The sequence below is a fragment of the Novosphingopyxis sp. genome, assembly GCF_965218915.1.
Taxonomy (GTDB): Bacteria; Pseudomonadota; Alphaproteobacteria; order Sphingomonadales; family Sphingomonadaceae; genus Novosphingopyxis.
Genome location: NZ_OZ244708.1, coordinates 2,452,604 through 2,468,239 on the forward strand (window position 1 = coordinate 2,452,604; position 15,636 = coordinate 2,468,239).

Sequence of the window (15,636 nt, forward strand, 5' to 3'; positions counted from 1 at the left end):
TTAGCTTTTTTTGCCCCCCGGCACAGACATCCGCCACATTTTTTGATGTGCCGCCATATCTGCTGCATCCGGGATAGCGGGGAGATAGTTAACGAAATCCTTCGATCGTCCGGAAAAAGCGGAAAAACTTTGCCGAACCGGCAACGGCATGGTTCTGCCAACGACCGATTTCGGCCATTTGCGCGAGTAGGTCTGTACGAAGGGCGATGCGGACAATGGTTAATTCACCGCTGACAAGCCTGATGCGATCGGTTGCGTTGCGCTACGCATCTCGTTCGTCCACTGAGGGCACGTAACGCGAACCCAGGAGAGAAATCATGCGCGACATCCATCAAGGCCTCGAACTGCGCTCGACCATCGACAAGGACGGCACGCTGGTGCTGAACCTGGAGGACGTTACCATAGACGCGCCCGCTGCCGACGAGGTGGTGGTGCGCGTCGAGGCGACGCCGATCAATCCGTCCGACCTCGGCCTGCTGCTCGGCCCGGCGGACCTTTCCACACTGCAATCCAGCGGAACGGCGGAGCGTCCCGTACTGACGGCGCAGCTGCACGAGGGCACGCTGGATCTGGTCAAGGCGCGGCTCGGCCAATCCATGCCGGTCGGCAATGAAGGCGCGGGCACCGTGATCGCTGCGGGCGCGGACATATCCGATATGGTGGGCAAGACCGTCGGCATGTTGGGGGGCGCGATGTACACGCAGGTTCGCAAGCTCAAGGCAAGGGACTGCATCCTGCTGCCGGACGATGCGAGTGCTGCCGATGGCGCCTCGATGTTCGTCAACCCGCTCACCTCGCTCGGCTTTACCGAACAGATGAAGATGGACGGCTTCGAGGCGCTGGTCCACACCGCCGCCGCCTCCAATCTGGGGCAGATGCTCAACCGGATTTGCATCGCCGATGGCATCCCGCTGGTGAACATCGTGCGCAGCGACGAACAGGCAGCATTGTTGAAGAACATCGGCGCGAACTATATCGTCGACAGCACCAAGGACGATTTCAAGGAGAAACTGACCGATGCGATCGCCGAAACCGGGGCCTTTCTCGGCTTCGACGCGGTCGGCGGCGGCAAGCTGGCGGGGCAGATCCTGAACGCGATGGAAGCCGCGGCGGGCCGCGACGCCACCGAGTATAGCCGCTACGGTTCGAACCATGCCAAAAAAGTCTATGTTTATGGCGCATTGGATGTTGGCCCGACCATCCTGGATCGCAAATTCGGACTGACCTGGGACATCAGCGGCTGGCTGCTGACCAATTTCCTCGGCAAGGCGGGCATGGCAACGGCGCTGAAGATGCGCGCGCGGGTGAAGGACGAGCTGAACACCACTTTCGCCAGCCATTACACGCAGACGATTTCCCTGGCCGAAGCGCTGAAGCCGGATGTCGTGCGCGCCTATCAGAACAAGTCGACCGGCGAGAAATATCTGATCGATCCGACGCGGTAATATCGGCGCGATTGCCGGGCGCATTTGCAACCTTCTCCCGCCTCGGCGGGAGAAGGATATGCAGCCCCGGATTTAATCCGGGGCGGAGTTGCCTGCCCCCGCGAAAGCGGGGGGATGAGGGTGGGTGGCGCATAGCGCCATCAACGCAGACCGCCCTGCCCTCTCCGTTGCGACTAGCTCCCAAGTCTCGCTCCTCTCCCGTGAACGGGAGAGGGATAATTCGCGCCCTCACCCTTCGATCGCGCGTTCCCCGACGATCGACAGGCCATAAGCGTCGAGCCCGACCAGGCTGTGATGCGAGTTGGTGAGCAGCACCATGTCGTGCACGCCGAGCTCGCTCAGGATTTGCGCGCCCGCGCCGTAATCGCGCAGTTCCTCGGGCTGCGCGGTCGGCTTGCCCTGCCGCGCGTCGATCGCGGTGCTCATGTAGGTCGGCGTGGCGCGGTTCAGGATCACGATCACGCCCGCGCCTTCCTCGGCGATCATCTCCATCGAGCGTGCCAGGACGCCGCCGCGCGCCCCGCCCTCGCCGAGCATGTCGCCGAAGGGAGAGAGCTGGTGCATGCGCACCAGTGTCGGCCGGTTTGGATCGATATGCCCCTTCACCAGCGCGGTCTGCTCGGTGCCCGTCGCCTTGTTGTAAAAGGCGAGGCAGGTCCACTCGCCGCCCCAGCGGCTGGTGAAGCGTTCCTCGGCGCGCTTTTCGACCAGCCGGTCGTGCTGGCGGCGATAGGCGATGAGATCGCGGATCGTGCCGATCTTCATATTGTGCCGCCGCGCGAAGCCGATCAGGTCGTCGAGCCGCGCCATCGAGCCGTCGTCGCGCATGATCTCGCAGATCACGCCCGACGGGTTCAGGCCCGCGAGCCGCGCGACGTCGACCGCCGCCTCGGTATGCCCGGCGCGGATCAGCACGCCGCCCTCGCGCGCGACGAGCGGGAAGACATGGCCGGGCGTGACGATATCGTCGCGGCCCCGGTTCGGATCGATCGCGACGTTGATCGTGCGCGCGCGGTCGCCCGCCGAAATGCCGGTGGTGACGCCCTCCTTCGCCTCGATCGAAACGGTGAACGCCGTCGACAGGCGGTCCTCGTTGCGGCGGACCATCAGGTCGAGGCCCAGCTCGTCGACGCGCTGCTTGGTCATCGAAAGACAGATGAGGCCGCGGCCGTGCGTCGCCATGAAATTGATCGCATCGGGGGTGGCCATCTGCGCGGGGATCACCAGATCGCCCTCGTTCTCGCGGTCCTCGTCGTCGACCAGGATGAACATGCGCCCGTTCATCGCCTCGGCGATGATCTCCTGCGGCGTCGCCATCACGTTGCCGCCGTCGCTCGCCAGATAGGCTTCGAGTTTGTCCAGCGTCTCACCGCTGGGGTTCCAGTCGGCGGTACCGAGGCTGCGCAGCGTATTGGCATGCAGCCCGGCGGCCCGCGCAAGCCCGGCGCGCGTCATGCGGCCGGAGTCGACGAGTTCGGAGAGGCGGGAGCGGAGGGTCTGGGTCATGAGGCGGTATATCACATTGTGGTGTGATCGATGCAAGGGAGGGATACACATGTTAGTGTGAAGCACGTGGATTAATTTAGCCCTCACCCCCCAACTGATAGACTCGAGTTTCGATTGATCCTCGTCGTTTATCTGCATCTTTCAACCACAGTGTTGACACAAGCCGTCCACAAGGGGAGAGATTGTTTAATCCTCGCTTGCCAAATCCCCAATGCATTGTTGCATTGCAATCCACAGGATCACCGTGATCGCTCACTTCAAACGAGGTAACATCATTTGCTACCATATTTCCGTTCGGCCAAGGACTTTTTAGCAGCTCATTCTCGTCGCCCGCATCCAAGCGGACCGCGATTATAAAGTCCTTAGCATCCGAATCAGGCTCAGGAAAAAAGAATTGCCGATCGCTTAATAATGTACAGCCAAGAGCCGTCCAAAAACCCGCATACGCTCCGCGCGCTTGGTCTATAGTACATGCCCAATCACCCTCATCTATTTTTTTGATATGTAGGTCAATCAAGCTAGAGCCAAATTTTCTCTTTTTACCAAGAAGCCATACTATCCTTTTTTTAAGGCTCGTCATCTGAGGCAAGCCATTGGCGCCATGAAATGGCTCGAACCTCATTGTCATCATTAAGTTGCAGGTGCCGCTATCAAGATCAGTGAAACCGCTACTTTGACGTATCCTGCACTCTATTGGGTTACCACTCGCAGCTATGAGGATTTCACTGATAACTATTCCCTCCGCATCCTTCCGCCGAGCCTCCCGAGGATAGATTCGATAATCAGACCAGTCAGGAGTAGATAACACGCGGACGGGTTCCTGCTCTGGCCAAGCCTGTTCAAGCGTGATCGATGGAGAGGCCGACGCTCGCACCGATTGCGCAGGCGCAGCGGTGTGGGAGGCAAGAAGCATAAGTCCTGCGTAATTAACTGCCTTCCGTAACACGGCCCCACCCCCCAAATTTAATGGATTCACTTAAGCTTTAACTATTAAAGTCCTACATGCCTACTGGCAATTTGACATCAAAGATTTTTTTTGAGCGTACTAAGCATTATGTTCGGCAATAGCAGACCTATATTGGGAACTGTAGCGAACTTCCGGATCGCCGCACACCGACCCACTCGCGCCGCCAAGGCTTTGCAAACCCCCTCCCCGCTCCCTATGCTACACGCTTTTGGCGCCCGGTCATCCCATACGGCAGCGCCCCTTCAGATGGAGACGAACATGGCGGGCATGGCCCCCTTCGATTGGGAAGACCCCTTCCGGCTCGACGAGCAGCTGGCGGACGACGAGCGGATGATCCGCGATACCGCGCGCGGCTATGCGCAGGACAAGTTGCAGCCGCGCGTGCTGGAAGCGTTCGCCGAGGAAAAGACCGATACCGCGATCTTCCGCGAGATGGGCGAACTCGGCCTGCTCGGCATCACCGTGCCGGAGGAATATGGCGGCGTCGGTGCATCCTATGTCGCCTACGGGCTCGTCGCGCGCGAAGTGGAGCGGGTGGATTCGGGCTATCGATCGATGATGAGCGTGCAGAGCTCGCTGGTCATGTACCCGATCCAGGCGTTCGGCAGCGAAGAGCAGAAACGCAAGTTCCTGCCCAAGCTGGCGACCGGCGAGTATATCGGCTGCTTCGGGCTGACCGAACCCGATGCCGGGTCCGATCCGGGGGGGATGCGCACCACCGCAAAGAAGGTCGACGGCGGCTACTCGCTGTCCGGCTCGAAAACCTGGATCAGCAATGCGCCGTTTGCGGATGTGTTCGTGGTCTGGGCCAAGTCCGAAGCGCATGGCGGCAAAATCCGCGGCTTCGTGCTGGAAAAGGGCATGAAGGGGCTCGAAACGCCCAAGATCGAGGGCAAGATGAGCCTTCGCGCTTCCACCACCGGCATGATCATGATGGACGAGGTCGAGGTGGACGAGGATGCGATCCTGGACGTCGAGGGACTCAAAGGTCCGTTCTCCTGCCTGAACCGTGCACGCTACGGCATCAGCTGGGGCGCAATGGGAGCGGCCGAGTTCTGCTTCCATGCCGCGCGCAGCTATGGCCTCGAACGCCACCAGTTCCAGCGGCCGCTGGCATCGAACCAGCTCTACCAGAAGAAGCTGGCCGACATGATGACCGAGATTTCGCTCGGCCTGCAGGGCAGCCTTGCCGTGGGCCGCCAGATGGACGCGGGCACGTTCGCGCCGGAGATGATCTCGATCGTCAAGCGCAACAATTGCGGCAAGGCGCTCGATATCGCCCGCGCCGCCCGCGACATGCACGGCGGCAACGGCATCAGCGCCGAATATCACGTCATGCGCCACATGGTGAACCTGGAGACGGTCAACACCTATGAGGGCGCGCACGATGTCCATGCGCTGATCCTGGGCCGCGCGATCACGGGGATCGCGGCGTTTTGATGGCTATTCCTATCTCGACAGGGACCGTCATTCCGAGCTTGACCCGGAATCCAGGGCCCAGCGGCAGTTCCATCTCGCCCTGGATCCCGAATCAAGTCCGGGATGACGAAAATGGAATAGGCACCTTCTGATGCCCTGGCCGAAACTCCACTGGGACAGCGAACCGACCGGCCCGCTCAAGGGCATCAAGGTGGTCGATATGTCCACCGTGGTCCTGGGCCCCATGGCGACGCTGCTGCTGGCCGACATGGGCGCCGAGGTGATCAAGATCGAGCACCGCGAGGGCAACACGCCGGGCGACGTGATGCGCTATGCCGGCTGGTCTCCGACCGGCGATCTGGGGCCGATCTTCGCCGCGCTCAACCGCAACAAGAAGGGCTTGGAGCTCAATGTCAACAAGGCAGAGGGCAAGCGCGTCCTGACCCAGCTGATCGCCGATGCCGATATATTCTTCCACAACGTCCGCATGGCCGGCATGAAACGGCTCGGCTTCGATTACGCGGCGGTGAAGGCGATCAATCCGGGCATCGTCTACGTCCACTGCGCGGGCTTCGGCGCGGGGGGTCCGCACGAACACCGCCAAGCCTACGACGACCTGATCCAGGGCGCCACGGGCTTCGCCGCGCTGTTCGAGGAACGCGACGGCGGGCGGCCGGCCTATGCCCCATCCCTGATCGCCGACAAGACGGTGGGGCTGTTCGCCAGCAACGCGGCGCTCGCCGCCCTGCTCCACCGCGAGCGCACCGGCGAGGGGCAGTTCGTGCAGGTGCCGATGTTCGAGAGCTTCACTTGGTTCAACATGGCGGAGAATCTCTACGGCGCGACCTTTGCGGAGGGCGACGGCAAGCTCGGCTACACCCGCAGCATCAACCCGCGCCGCCGGCCCTATCCGACCAGCGACGGCTATATCGGCATCATGCCCTATTCGGACCGGCAATGGGCCAAGTTCTTCGAACTCGGCGGGCGCCCCGGTACGATGGAGGACGAACGCTTCGCCACCTACCCGCGCCGCACCGAGCATACCGCCGAACTCTACGCTCTCATCGAGGAAGTGGCGGCGACCAAGACCACCGGCGAATGGATGGCCCTGCTCGACGAGCACCACATCCCGGCCATGCGTTACAACCGCATGGACGACATGCTGACCGAGGAACATCTGACCGCGACCGGCTTCTTCCAGCACCGCGAGGGCGAGCATATGGGCGCCTATCGCTCGATGCGCCATCCGGTGACGTTCGCGAAAACCCCCGCCAACACCTATGCCGACCCCCCCCGGCTCGGCGAGCACGACGCCGAGATCAAGGGCGGGCCTTAGCCCGTCAGCGCGGCGCCATTCTTATGCCGCCATCCAGGCGCACGTCCTCGCCGTTGAAATAGCCGTTCTCGATCATGGTCAGCGCGAGCTGCGCATATTCGTCCGGCATGCCGAGGCGCTTGGGAAACGGCACCGAGGCGGCCAGCGCGTCCTTGACGTTCTGCGGCGCGGCCTGGAGCAGCGGCGTGTCGAAGATGCCCGGCAGGATGGTGTTCACGCGGATCGCCTCGTTCATCAGGTCGCGCGCGATCGGCAGCGTCATGCCGACGACGCCGCCCTTGGACGCGGAATAGGCCGCCTGGCCGATCTGCCCGTCCTCGGCCGCGACGCTGGCGGTGTTGACGATCGCCCCGCGGTCGCCGTCCTCCAGCGGATCGAGCGTCAGCATGCCCGCGGCCGATTTGGTGATGCAGCGGAAGGTGCCGACGAGGTTGATCTGCACCACCCAGTCGAACGCGCTCACCGGAAATTCCTTGATCTCGCCGGTTTCCTTGTCGCGCTTGACCGTCTTGATCGCGTTGCCCACGCCCGCGCAGTTGACGAGCACGCGCTCCTGCCCATGCGCCTCGCGCGCCTTGGCGAAGCCGGCGTCGACATCCTCGTCGCTGGTGACATTGACCTTGCAGAACACCCCGCCGATTTCGCCGGCGACCGCCTCGCCCTTCTCCACGTTCATGTCGAATATGGTCACTTTTGCACCCTTCGATGCCAAAAGCCGCGCGGTGGCGGCGCCGAGGCCGGACGCGCCGCCGGTGACGACGGCTGCGATTTGGTCGTTGATGATCATGTGATTTCTCCTAATTCCTGAATTGAAGCGTTATCCCGGACTTGATCCGGGACCCAGGGTCGGATGGCACTGCCGTTGGGCTCTGGATTCCGGGTCAAGCCCGGAATGACAGCGAATATGAGGGCAGGCTCAGCCCAGCCGCTCGATGATGGTGACGTTGGCTTGGCCGCCGCCCTCGCACATCGTCTGCAGGCCGTATTTCCCGCCGGTCCGTTCGAGCGCGTTGAGCAGCGTCGCCATCAGCTTGGTGCCCGATGCGCCGAGCGGATGGCCGAGCGCGATCGCGCCGCCATGGACGTTGAGCCGGGCCGGGTCCGCGCCGACATGCTTGAGCCAGGCCAGCGGCACCGGCGCGAACGCCTCGTTGACCTCATACAGGTCGATGTCGCCGATCTTGAGCCCGGCGCGCTCCAATGCCTTGTCGGTGGCGAACAGCGGCTCTTCCAGCATGATGACCGGATCGCCGGCGGTGATGGTGAGATTGTGGATGCGCGCGCGCGGCGTCAGGCCGTGGTCCCTCAGCGCCCGCTCGGACACGATCAGCACGGCGGACGAACCGTCACAGATCTGGCTGGCGTTGGCGGCCGAGATCATGCCGCCGTCCTGCAGCGTCTTGACCGACCGGATGCCTTCCAGCGTCGCGTCGAAGCGGATGCCCTCATCGACATCATGGCAGACCTCGCCTTCGGGAGTCTCCACTTCGATGCCGACGATCTCCCGGTCGAACATGCCGCTCCTGCTGGCCTCGGCCGCTTTTTCATGGCTCGACAGCGCGAAGCGATCGAGTTGCTCCTTGTCGAACCCGTGCTTCCTGGCGATCATCTCGGCGCCCATGAACTGGCTGAACATGACCTCCGGATAAGCCTCTTCCAGCCGGGGGCTCTTATAGTTGCCCATCCCCTCCTTCATGTAGAGCGAGGCGGTCGAGCCCATCGGCACGCGGGTCATCGATTCGATACCGTTGGCGATGACCATGTCCTGCGTGCCGCTCATCACCGCTTGCGCGGCGAACTGCATCGCCTGCTGCGAGCTGCCGCACTGCCGGTCGATCGTCACGGACGGCACCGATTCGGGCAGTTTCGAGGCGAGCACCGCGTTGCGCCCGACATGCACCGCCTGCTCGCCGCCCTGCATCACGCAGCCGGTGACCACGTCCTCGATCGCCTTGGAATCGATGCCCGTGCGCTCGACCAGATGGTCCAGCACATAGGCGCCCAGATCGACCGGATGCACGCCCGACAGCCTGCCGCCGCGCTTGCCGCCGGCGGTGCGTACGGCGTCTACGATATAGGCTTCGGGCATGGAGCTCTCCTGCGATCGACGGTTTCGCGAATTCGGGTCTCGCTCCGCAACCTAGGGGCCGCTTTACGTTCACGTCAATGCGCAACCGCGCGATTCGTCGCTCCTTAACTTGTCAAACTTGTCGCCAATCCCGCTTTTTTTAAAAAAGCGTTCGCAATAAGCGCCGCCCCGTCGATCAAACGAGGCGCATACCCGAAGCGCGTACCAGCAGCATCATTAGCACCATAGCATATCGCGCCCCTTGTAGGACAGCGCGGAGATACTGGTTTTGCGTCTCGTGCAATTTCCGGCTTGCCATGCAAAGGCTGCGCAGAGTAGAGGCGTCGCTCCCAAGGACATAGCCGCCAGAATCGCGGCGCGCGGGGCCGTAGCTCAGTTGGGAGAGCGCTACAATGGCATTGTAGAGGTCAGGGGTTCGATTCCCCTCGGCTCCACCACCCTTACATCGCGCAGAGCCCTACGCAGGGCATATTAGAGGTCAGGGGTTCGACTATTCCCCACACCCGTTCGCCCTGAGCCTGTCGAAGGGCTGCACTTTTCGATGCATCGCGGCGCGCAAACCTGCCGTTTCGATACCAGCAGCACGACCCACATCACCAACCATCCCGTCACCCCAGCGAAAGCTGGGGTCTCCGGCCGGATCGCGTTGACGCCAGAGATGCCAGCTTTCGCTGGCATGACGAAGGAGTGGGCGCGGCGGGACAGCGTTTCCCATTCTTGCCAGACTGCGTTCGGCATACCGATCCAGGAAAGCCTTCCAGACATCCAAACGCCGGACCCTCAAGCCCGGCGCTTCGCTTTCCTGGCACTGACGCTGGGCTTGAAAAACCCCGCTACGCCTACTCGTCCTTGTCGTCGTCGTCGTCGGCCTTCTTGACGCCGAGATCGTCGCCGTCGCCGAGGTCGACGTCGCTGTCTGGCGTATCGTCCGAATCGACCTCGTCGACATCGATGTCGAGATCGTCGTCGGCCTCTTCCTCTTTTTCCTTCTTCTTGCTCTTTTCCTCGTAAGGAACCGGCTGCTTGGATTTCAGGACGGGCTCGGGCTCCCATTTCTCACCGCATTCGATGCACTCGACGGGATCGTCCTTGCCCAGATCGAAGAAGCGCGTGCCGCAGTTCGGGCAGGTGCGTTTATGTCCCCATTCGGCTTTGGCCATGTGGCTCGCTTTCCTTTGGTCGTGAAGATATGGCCGCGCGGGATCGCGGGTTAGGTAAATGTCTAATTGGCGAGCGCGCTCTTAAATGACAAGGGCGCTTTGGCAAGCCCCGTTCCGTCATTGCGAGGAGCCGGAGGCGACGAAGCAATCCAGGGCGGATACAGCGCTGCTATGACCCTGGATTGCCGCGGCCTGCGGCCTCGCAACGACGAATTTCCTCAAGGCCGGTCGTTGACAGGCGCGCGGACCGAAGCGAAGCACGGCCACAGCATGACCACCGCCCCCACCCGCTTCGCCCCGCGCGGCCCATTGACCGGCACGATCTCCGTTCCGGGCGACAAGAGCATCTCGCACCGCGCGCTGATGCTGAGCGCGCTGGCGATCGGAGAAAGCAGGATCGAGGGGCTGCTGGAAGGCGAAGATGTGCTCGCCACCGCCGCGGCGATGCGTGCGATGGGCGCGGATATCGAGCGCGGCGGAGACGGCGCCTGGACCGTCCACGGCGTGGGCGTCGGCGGGCTGATGCAGCCGGCAGGCGCCCTCGACATGGGCAACAGCGGCACCTCGACGCGGCTGCTGATGGGGCTGGTCGCGAGCCATGCGATCACCTGCACCTTTACCGGCGACGCCTCGCTCAGCCACCGGCCGATGGGCCGCGTGATCGATCCGCTGCGGCTGATGGGCGCGGACATCAGCGCCTCGCCCGGCGGCACCTTGCCCGCGATGGTGCGCGGCATAGTCCCCGCCATACCGATCGAATACCGCCTGCCGGTCGCCTCCGCGCAGGTGAAATCGGCGGTGCTGCTGGCGGGGCTCAACACGCCCGGCATCACCCGCGTGATCGAACCGGTCGCGACGCGCGATCATAGCGAGCGCATGCTCAAGGGTTTCGGCGCGGATATCTCGGTCGAGCGCGATACCGATGGCGCACGCGTGATCTCGATCACCGGCGAAGCGGACTTGCAACCGCAGGACATCGCCGTGCCCGGCGATCCCTCCTCGGCCGCCTTTTTCATCGTCGCCGCGCTGATCGTGCCGGGTTCCGATGTCACGCTGACCGGCATCGGTATGAACCCCACGCGCGCCGGGCTGATCGGCGTGCTGCAAGGCATGGGCGGCGCCATTGAAATGTCGAACGAACGCGAAGTCGGCGGCGAACCGGTGGCCGACCTTCACGTGCGGCACAGCGCGCTCACCGGCATCGACGTGCCGCCGGACATCGCGCCGAGCATGATCGACGAGTTTCCGGCCCTGTTCGTCGCCGCCGCCTTCGCGCATGGGCGCACGCGCACCAGCGGGCTCGACGAACTGCGCGTAAAGGAATCGGACCGGCTCGCGGTGATGGCGGCGGGGCTTGCCGAGATCGGCGCGCGGGCCGAGGAAGCCGCCGACGGGCTGGTCATCGACGGAACCGGCGGCGATATGCTGCCGGGCTCCTGCCATCCCGTCGCCAGCGCGCTCGACCACCGGATCGCGATGAGTTTCGCGGTCGCGGGGCTGCATTGCCGGGACGGGATCGAGGTGGACGACATGCATCCGGTGCAGACCAGCTTTCCGGGGTTCGAGGCGATGCTGCGCCGGGCGGGAGCAGGCGCATGATGGGGATCAGCTCGTTCGCCGCCGACATGATCGGCTTCGCCGGCAGCTTCTGCATCGTCGCCGCCTTTGCCTACAGCAACATGGCGAAGCGGATGAACCTGCTGGCGTTCAACGCGGTCAACTTCGTGGGCGCGGCGCTGCTCGCGATCTCGCTGACGGTGAACTATAATCTTCCGACGATGGTGCTGGAAATCGTGTGGATGATCATCGCGCTCTTCGGCATCGTCAAGGCGCTACGCACGCCCAGGGTGCCGGCGGAGCCCGCGCCATGATCATCGCGGTCGACGGACCCACCGCTTCGGGCAAGGGCACCATCGCGCGCCGGCTCGCGGCGCATTTCGGACTGCCGGTGCTCGACACCGGCCTGCTTTACCGCGCCGTCGGTTTCGGCGTGGCGCGGGCCGACGGCGATGCGGACGACGAGGCGACGGCCTTGGCGCATGTCGATTTTCCTGATGCGCTACTCGCCGATCCGGCGCTGCGGACCGAGCGGGTCGGCGGCTTTGCCAGCAAGGTCTCGGCGCATTCGAAAGTGCGCCAGGCGCTGTTCGACCGGCAGGTGGCCTTCGCGGACCAGCCCGGCGGCGCGGTGCTCGACGGGCGCGATATCGGGACGGTAATCGCACCCCATGCCGACGCCAAGCTCTACGTTACCGCATCGGTCTCGGCGCGCGCGCGGCGGCGGTTCGAGGAGATGCGCGGGCGCGGCGAGACCGTGACGCTCGCCGCGATCGAGACCGATCTCGCCGCCCGCGACGCGCGCGATACCGGCCGCGCCGCCGCGCCGCTCCGACCCGCCGACGATGCGCTCTTGCTCGATACCTCCGATCTCACTATAGACGCAGCCGTCCGGCAGGCGATCGCCCTGGTGGAGCGAAGGATAGAGAGCCGGTTCTAATCCGGCCCGTTCATGAAAAGGTGCGCGGCGCCCTCTCTTGAGAGGCTGCCTGGCGTGCCTTTTTGGTTTTGGGAAAACGCCCTCGCGGCGCGCGCCCTCGGCTTTCGTTTCGTCCCAGATCACCGCCCGAAGGACGCCGTTCGACGCAACCGGCGCGGGCGGCAGTTTGGCCGAAGACCGCCGGATTCAACCGGCTGGCCAGCAAAATGTTGAACAAGGATCTACCCTTTATGGCCTCAATGGCAAACCCGACCCGCGACGATTTCGCGGCCATGCTCGAAGAAACCCTCCCCGCGGACCAAGGCTTCGAAGGCCGCGTGGTCAAAGGCACCGTCACCGGCATCGAGAACGATCTCGCCGTGATCGACGTGGGCCTGAAGTCCGAAGGCCGCGTGCCGCTGCGCGAATTCGCGAGCCCCGGCCAGAAGGCCGAAATTTCCGTCGGCGACGAAGTCGAGGTCTATGTCGACCGCGTCGAGAACGCGCAGGGCGAGGCGATGCTCAGCCGCGACCGCGCCCGCCGCGAAGCCGCCTGGGACAAGCTGGAAGCCGAATATGACCAGAGCGCACGCGTCGAGGGCACCATCTTCGGCCGCGTCAAGGGCGGCTTCACCGTCGATCTCGGCGGTGCCGTGGCGTTCCTGCCCGGCAGCCAAGTCGACGTGCGCCCGGTGCGCGACGTCACCCCGCTGATGGACATTCCGCAGCCTTTCGTGATCCTCAAGATGGACCGCCGCCGCGGCAATATCGTGGTTTCGCGCCGCGCCATCCTGGAAGAAACCCGCGCCGAGCAGCGTTCGGGCCTGATCCAGTCGCTGGTCGAGGGCCAGGTGATCGAGGGTGTGGTCAAGAACATCACCGATTATGGCGCGTTCGTCGACCTGGGCGGGATCGACGGCCTGCTCCACGTCACCGACATGAGCTACAAGCGGGTCAACCACCCGACCGAAATCCTCAACATCGGCGATACGGTGAAGGTGCAGGTGATCCGCATCAACCGCGAGACGCAGCGCATCAGCCTGGGCATGAAGCAGCTCGAGGCCGATCCCTGGGACGGCGCGGTGGCGAAATATCCGGAGGGCATGAAGCTCGACGGCACCGTCACCAACATCACCGAATATGGCGCCTTCGTGGAGCTGGAGCCTGGCATCGAGGGGCTGGTCCACGTCTCCGAGATGAGCTGGACCAAGAAGAACGTCCATCCCGGCAAGATCGTCTCGACCAGCCAGGAAGTCGAAGTGGTCGTGCTCGAGGTCGACACCGAAAAGCGCCGCATCTCGCTCGGCATCAAGCAGGCGCAGGGCAATCCGTGGGACGACTTTGCCGAAAAATATCCGGTCGGCGCCACGGTCGAGGGCGAGGTCAAGAACGCCACCGAATTCGGCCTGTTCGTCGGCCTCGACGGCGATGTCGACGGCATGGTCCACATGTCCGACATCGCCTGGGGCATTTCCGGCGAGGACGCGCTGCATCTCCACCGCAAGGGCGAGACGGTGCAGGCGGTCGTGCTCGACGTCGACGCCGAGAAGGAGCGTATCTCGCTGGGCATCAAGCAACTCGAGCGCGGCGCCCCCCAGGCCGGCGCCGGCGAGGGTCTGCGCCGCGGCACCACCACCACCGTCACCGTGCTCGAAGTGCGCGACGGCGGGCTGGAGGTCCAGGCGGGCGAGGACGGCGCCACCGGATTCATCAAGCGCAGCGATCTCGGCCGCGACCGCGACGAGCAGCGCCCCGACCGCTTCCAGGTCGGCCAGAAGTTCGACGCCATGGTCACCGGTTTCGACCGTTCGAAGAAGCCCAATTTCTCGATCAAGGCGCTGCAGCTGTCCGAGGAGAAACAGGCCGTCGAGCAATATGGTTCGACCGACTCGGGCGCCTCGCTCGGCGATATCCTCGGCGAAGCGCTGAAGAAAAAAGAAGACTGATCCCGAATTGGAACGACCGACACGGCCCGCCCTCCCACCGGAAGGCGGGCCGTTGTTTGTTTACGGTATGTTAGCCCGATATAGGTTTAGACGGCGGGCGGTGTTTGCTGTATGACATTCCCACGGGGGAAGCATTGCGGTGGCGCCAATCCATGGTAGGAAATGCGCGATTTGGCCTGCCCCTTGGCGCTCGGAGGTGCCGACGATGATCAGATCGGAACTGATCAAGAAACTGGAAGACGAGAACCCCGGCCTGAAGGCGCAGGAGGTGGAAAAGATCGTCGACCTGTTCTTCCACCAGATCGTCCAGCGGCTGGCCGATGGCGGACGCGTCGAACTGCGCGGTTTCGGGGCCTTCTCGACCCGCGAGCGCGATCCGCGCAAGGGCCGCAACCCGCGCACCGGCGAGACCGTCGAGGTCCCGGCCAAGCGCGTGCCCTATTTCAAGCCGGGCAAGGAAATCCGCGAGAAATTGAACGAGGCGTGAGCGGAATCGCTTATATTCTGCATTTCAAGCTGTAATCCGCCGCAGCGGACGCCGAACAATTGCTTCCCAGAGCCGAAGCGGACAAGCGGCTTTTTGCAGACTTTCAATTTTAATAATAGTTGATAAATTAACGCGCTATCAAACGCGAGACCGACACATGATCAGCGCCGATTTGGGACAACAGCTCGAAACCTTCGTCTCCGCCCTCGTCGATACGGGCCGGTATAATTCGAAAAGCGAAGTGCTGCGCGAAGGCGTTCGTCTCGTTCAGGACCGTGAAACGCGCCTCGCGGCGCTCGACGCCTCGATCGCCCGAGGTCTGGCTGATGCCGAAGAGGACCGAACCAGCCCTGCCGACGAAGTCTTTGACCGGCTTGAAGAAAAGTACCGCGCGTTATCACGCCCATCGGCGTGATAATCGTCCATATATCGGCCGAGGCCGGGCACGATATGGAAGCTATCGGCGACTATATCGCGCGCGACGATCCGACGCGTGCGCTGAGCTTCGTGCAGGAGCTTCGGACCAAATGCCTCGAACTTGCCGATTTGCCCGAGGGATTTCCTTTGGTCCCTCGTTATGAGTCGGATGGAATCAGACGCCGCGCGCACGGAAATTACCTGATTTTTTATCGGTTCAAGGCGGGGTCGCTTACCGTCATACATGTACTGCACGGCCGCCGCGATTACGAACCGATCCTGTCCTCATCCTGATATTTCTCGGTAGCTATCGATCCGGTCGCGGACGGGAAAGGGATATCGCGCAACGTCAGATACGCCGACAATCCGGCGAGAAGTTCGTCCAGGT

Annotated in this window: 15 protein-coding genes, 1 tRNA gene and 1 pseudogene; 11 read left to right on the forward strand and 6 right to left on the reverse strand. The window is 63.3% G+C overall.

Annotation, left to right across the window (positions count from 1 at the left end; genetic code table 11):
- Window positions 1-317: 317 nt before the first annotated feature.
- Window positions 318-1,445 carry a zinc-binding dehydrogenase gene (locus tag ACOQPC_RS11505; RefSeq protein WP_420605868.1) on the forward strand — a complete coding sequence of 376 codons (1,128 nt, stop codon included), beginning with the start codon at window positions 318-320 and terminating at the stop codon, window positions 1,443-1,445.
- A gap of 228 nt (window positions 1,446-1,673) precedes the next feature.
- Here the strand turns inward: ACOQPC_RS11505 and ribB are convergent, their stop codons facing one another.
- The 3 genes and pseudogenes from ribB to ACOQPC_RS11520 all read right to left on the reverse strand — a co-directional run.
- Window positions 1,674-2,951 (reverse strand): 3,4-dihydroxy-2-butanone-4-phosphate synthase, encoded by a 1,278-nt coding sequence (gene ribB, locus ACOQPC_RS11510; protein ID WP_420605869.1) that lies wholly within the window; start codon window positions 2,949-2,951, stop codon window positions 1,674-1,676.
- Between the two features lie 76 nt (window positions 2,952-3,027).
- A complete protein-coding gene (locus ACOQPC_RS11515; RefSeq protein ID WP_420608192.1) occupies window positions 3,028-3,531 on the reverse strand; it encodes a hypothetical protein in 504 nt (167 codons plus the stop codon).
- A gap of 30 nt (window positions 3,532-3,561) precedes the next feature.
- A pseudogene (locus ACOQPC_RS11520) lies at window positions 3,562-3,864 on the reverse strand (TonB family protein); the annotation flags it as partial.
- 312 nt (window positions 3,865-4,176) lie between these two features.
- Here ACOQPC_RS11520 and ACOQPC_RS11525 point away from each other — a divergent pair.
- Complete coding sequence (locus ACOQPC_RS11525) at window positions 4,177-5,358, forward strand: acyl-CoA dehydrogenase (protein WP_420605870.1); 1,182 nt, start codon at window positions 4,177-4,179, stop codon at window positions 5,356-5,358.
- 130 nt (window positions 5,359-5,488) lie between these two features.
- Complete coding sequence (locus ACOQPC_RS11530) at window positions 5,489-6,673, forward strand: CaiB/BaiF CoA transferase family protein (protein WP_420605871.1); 1,185 nt, start codon at window positions 5,489-5,491, stop codon at window positions 6,671-6,673.
- A 4-nt stretch (window positions 6,674-6,677) separates the two neighbouring features.
- Here ACOQPC_RS11530 and ACOQPC_RS11535 read toward each other — a convergent pair whose 3' ends face one another.
- Together ACOQPC_RS11535 and ACOQPC_RS11540 are read right to left on the reverse strand one after the other, a co-directional pair.
- Window positions 6,678-7,460 (reverse strand): SDR family NAD(P)-dependent oxidoreductase, encoded by a 783-nt coding sequence (locus tag ACOQPC_RS11535; protein ID WP_420605872.1) that lies wholly within the window; start codon window positions 7,458-7,460, stop codon window positions 6,678-6,680.
- A 129-nt stretch (window positions 7,461-7,589) separates the two neighbouring features.
- Window positions 7,590-8,762 (reverse strand): acetyl-CoA C-acetyltransferase, encoded by a 1,173-nt coding sequence (locus ACOQPC_RS11540; protein ID WP_420605873.1) that lies wholly within the window; start codon window positions 8,760-8,762, stop codon window positions 7,590-7,592.
- A 361-nt stretch (window positions 8,763-9,123) separates the two neighbouring features.
- On the opposite strand from ACOQPC_RS11540, the gene ACOQPC_RS11545 reads away from it, so the two are divergent.
- Window positions 9,124-9,199, forward strand: a tRNA-Ala gene (locus ACOQPC_RS11545).
- A gap of 402 nt (window positions 9,200-9,601) precedes the next feature.
- Here ACOQPC_RS11545 and ACOQPC_RS11550 read toward each other — a convergent pair.
- Window positions 9,602-9,922 (reverse strand): TIGR02300 family protein, encoded by a 321-nt coding sequence (locus ACOQPC_RS11550; RefSeq protein WP_420605874.1) that lies wholly within the window; start codon window positions 9,920-9,922, stop codon window positions 9,602-9,604.
- A 270-nt stretch (window positions 9,923-10,192) separates the two neighbouring features.
- Between ACOQPC_RS11550 and aroA the strand changes: the two genes are divergently transcribed.
- From aroA to ACOQPC_RS11585, 7 genes are all read left to right on the forward strand, one after another.
- On the forward strand, window positions 10,193-11,521 hold the full coding sequence (gene aroA / locus ACOQPC_RS11555; RefSeq protein WP_420605875.1) for a 3-phosphoshikimate 1-carboxyvinyltransferase: 1,329 nt from the start codon (window positions 10,193-10,195) through the stop codon (window positions 11,519-11,521).
- Entirely contained in the window at window positions 11,518-11,793 is a 276-nt protein-coding gene (locus ACOQPC_RS11560) for a CBU_0592 family membrane protein (protein ID WP_420605876.1), read from the forward strand. Before aroA ends, ACOQPC_RS11560 begins: the two co-directional genes overlap by 4 nt.
- A complete protein-coding gene (gene cmk / locus ACOQPC_RS11565; protein ID WP_420605877.1) occupies window positions 11,790-12,419 on the forward strand; it encodes a (d)CMP kinase in 630 nt (209 codons plus the stop codon). Before ACOQPC_RS11560 ends, cmk begins: the two co-directional genes overlap by 4 nt.
- A gap of 230 nt (window positions 12,420-12,649) precedes the next feature.
- Window positions 12,650-14,344: a 30S ribosomal protein S1 gene (rpsA, locus tag ACOQPC_RS11570; RefSeq protein ID WP_420605878.1), complete on the forward strand. Its 1,695-nt coding sequence runs from the start codon at window positions 12,650-12,652 to the stop codon at window positions 14,342-14,344.
- 205 nt (window positions 14,345-14,549) lie between these two features.
- A complete protein-coding gene (locus tag ACOQPC_RS11575; RefSeq protein ID WP_420605879.1) occupies window positions 14,550-14,831 on the forward strand; it encodes an integration host factor subunit beta in 282 nt (93 codons plus the stop codon).
- Window positions 14,832-14,988: 157 nt separating this feature from the next.
- Window positions 14,989-15,246, forward strand: coding sequence for a type II toxin-antitoxin system ParD family antitoxin (locus tag ACOQPC_RS11580; protein WP_420605880.1), 258 nt, complete (start codon window positions 14,989-14,991; stop codon window positions 15,244-15,246).
- On the forward strand, window positions 15,243-15,542 hold the full coding sequence (locus ACOQPC_RS11585; protein ID WP_420605881.1) for a type II toxin-antitoxin system RelE/ParE family toxin: 300 nt from the start codon (window positions 15,243-15,245) through the stop codon (window positions 15,540-15,542). The genes ACOQPC_RS11580 and ACOQPC_RS11585 overlap by 4 nt, the downstream gene beginning before the upstream one ends.
- Window positions 15,543-15,636 lie beyond the last annotated feature (94 nt).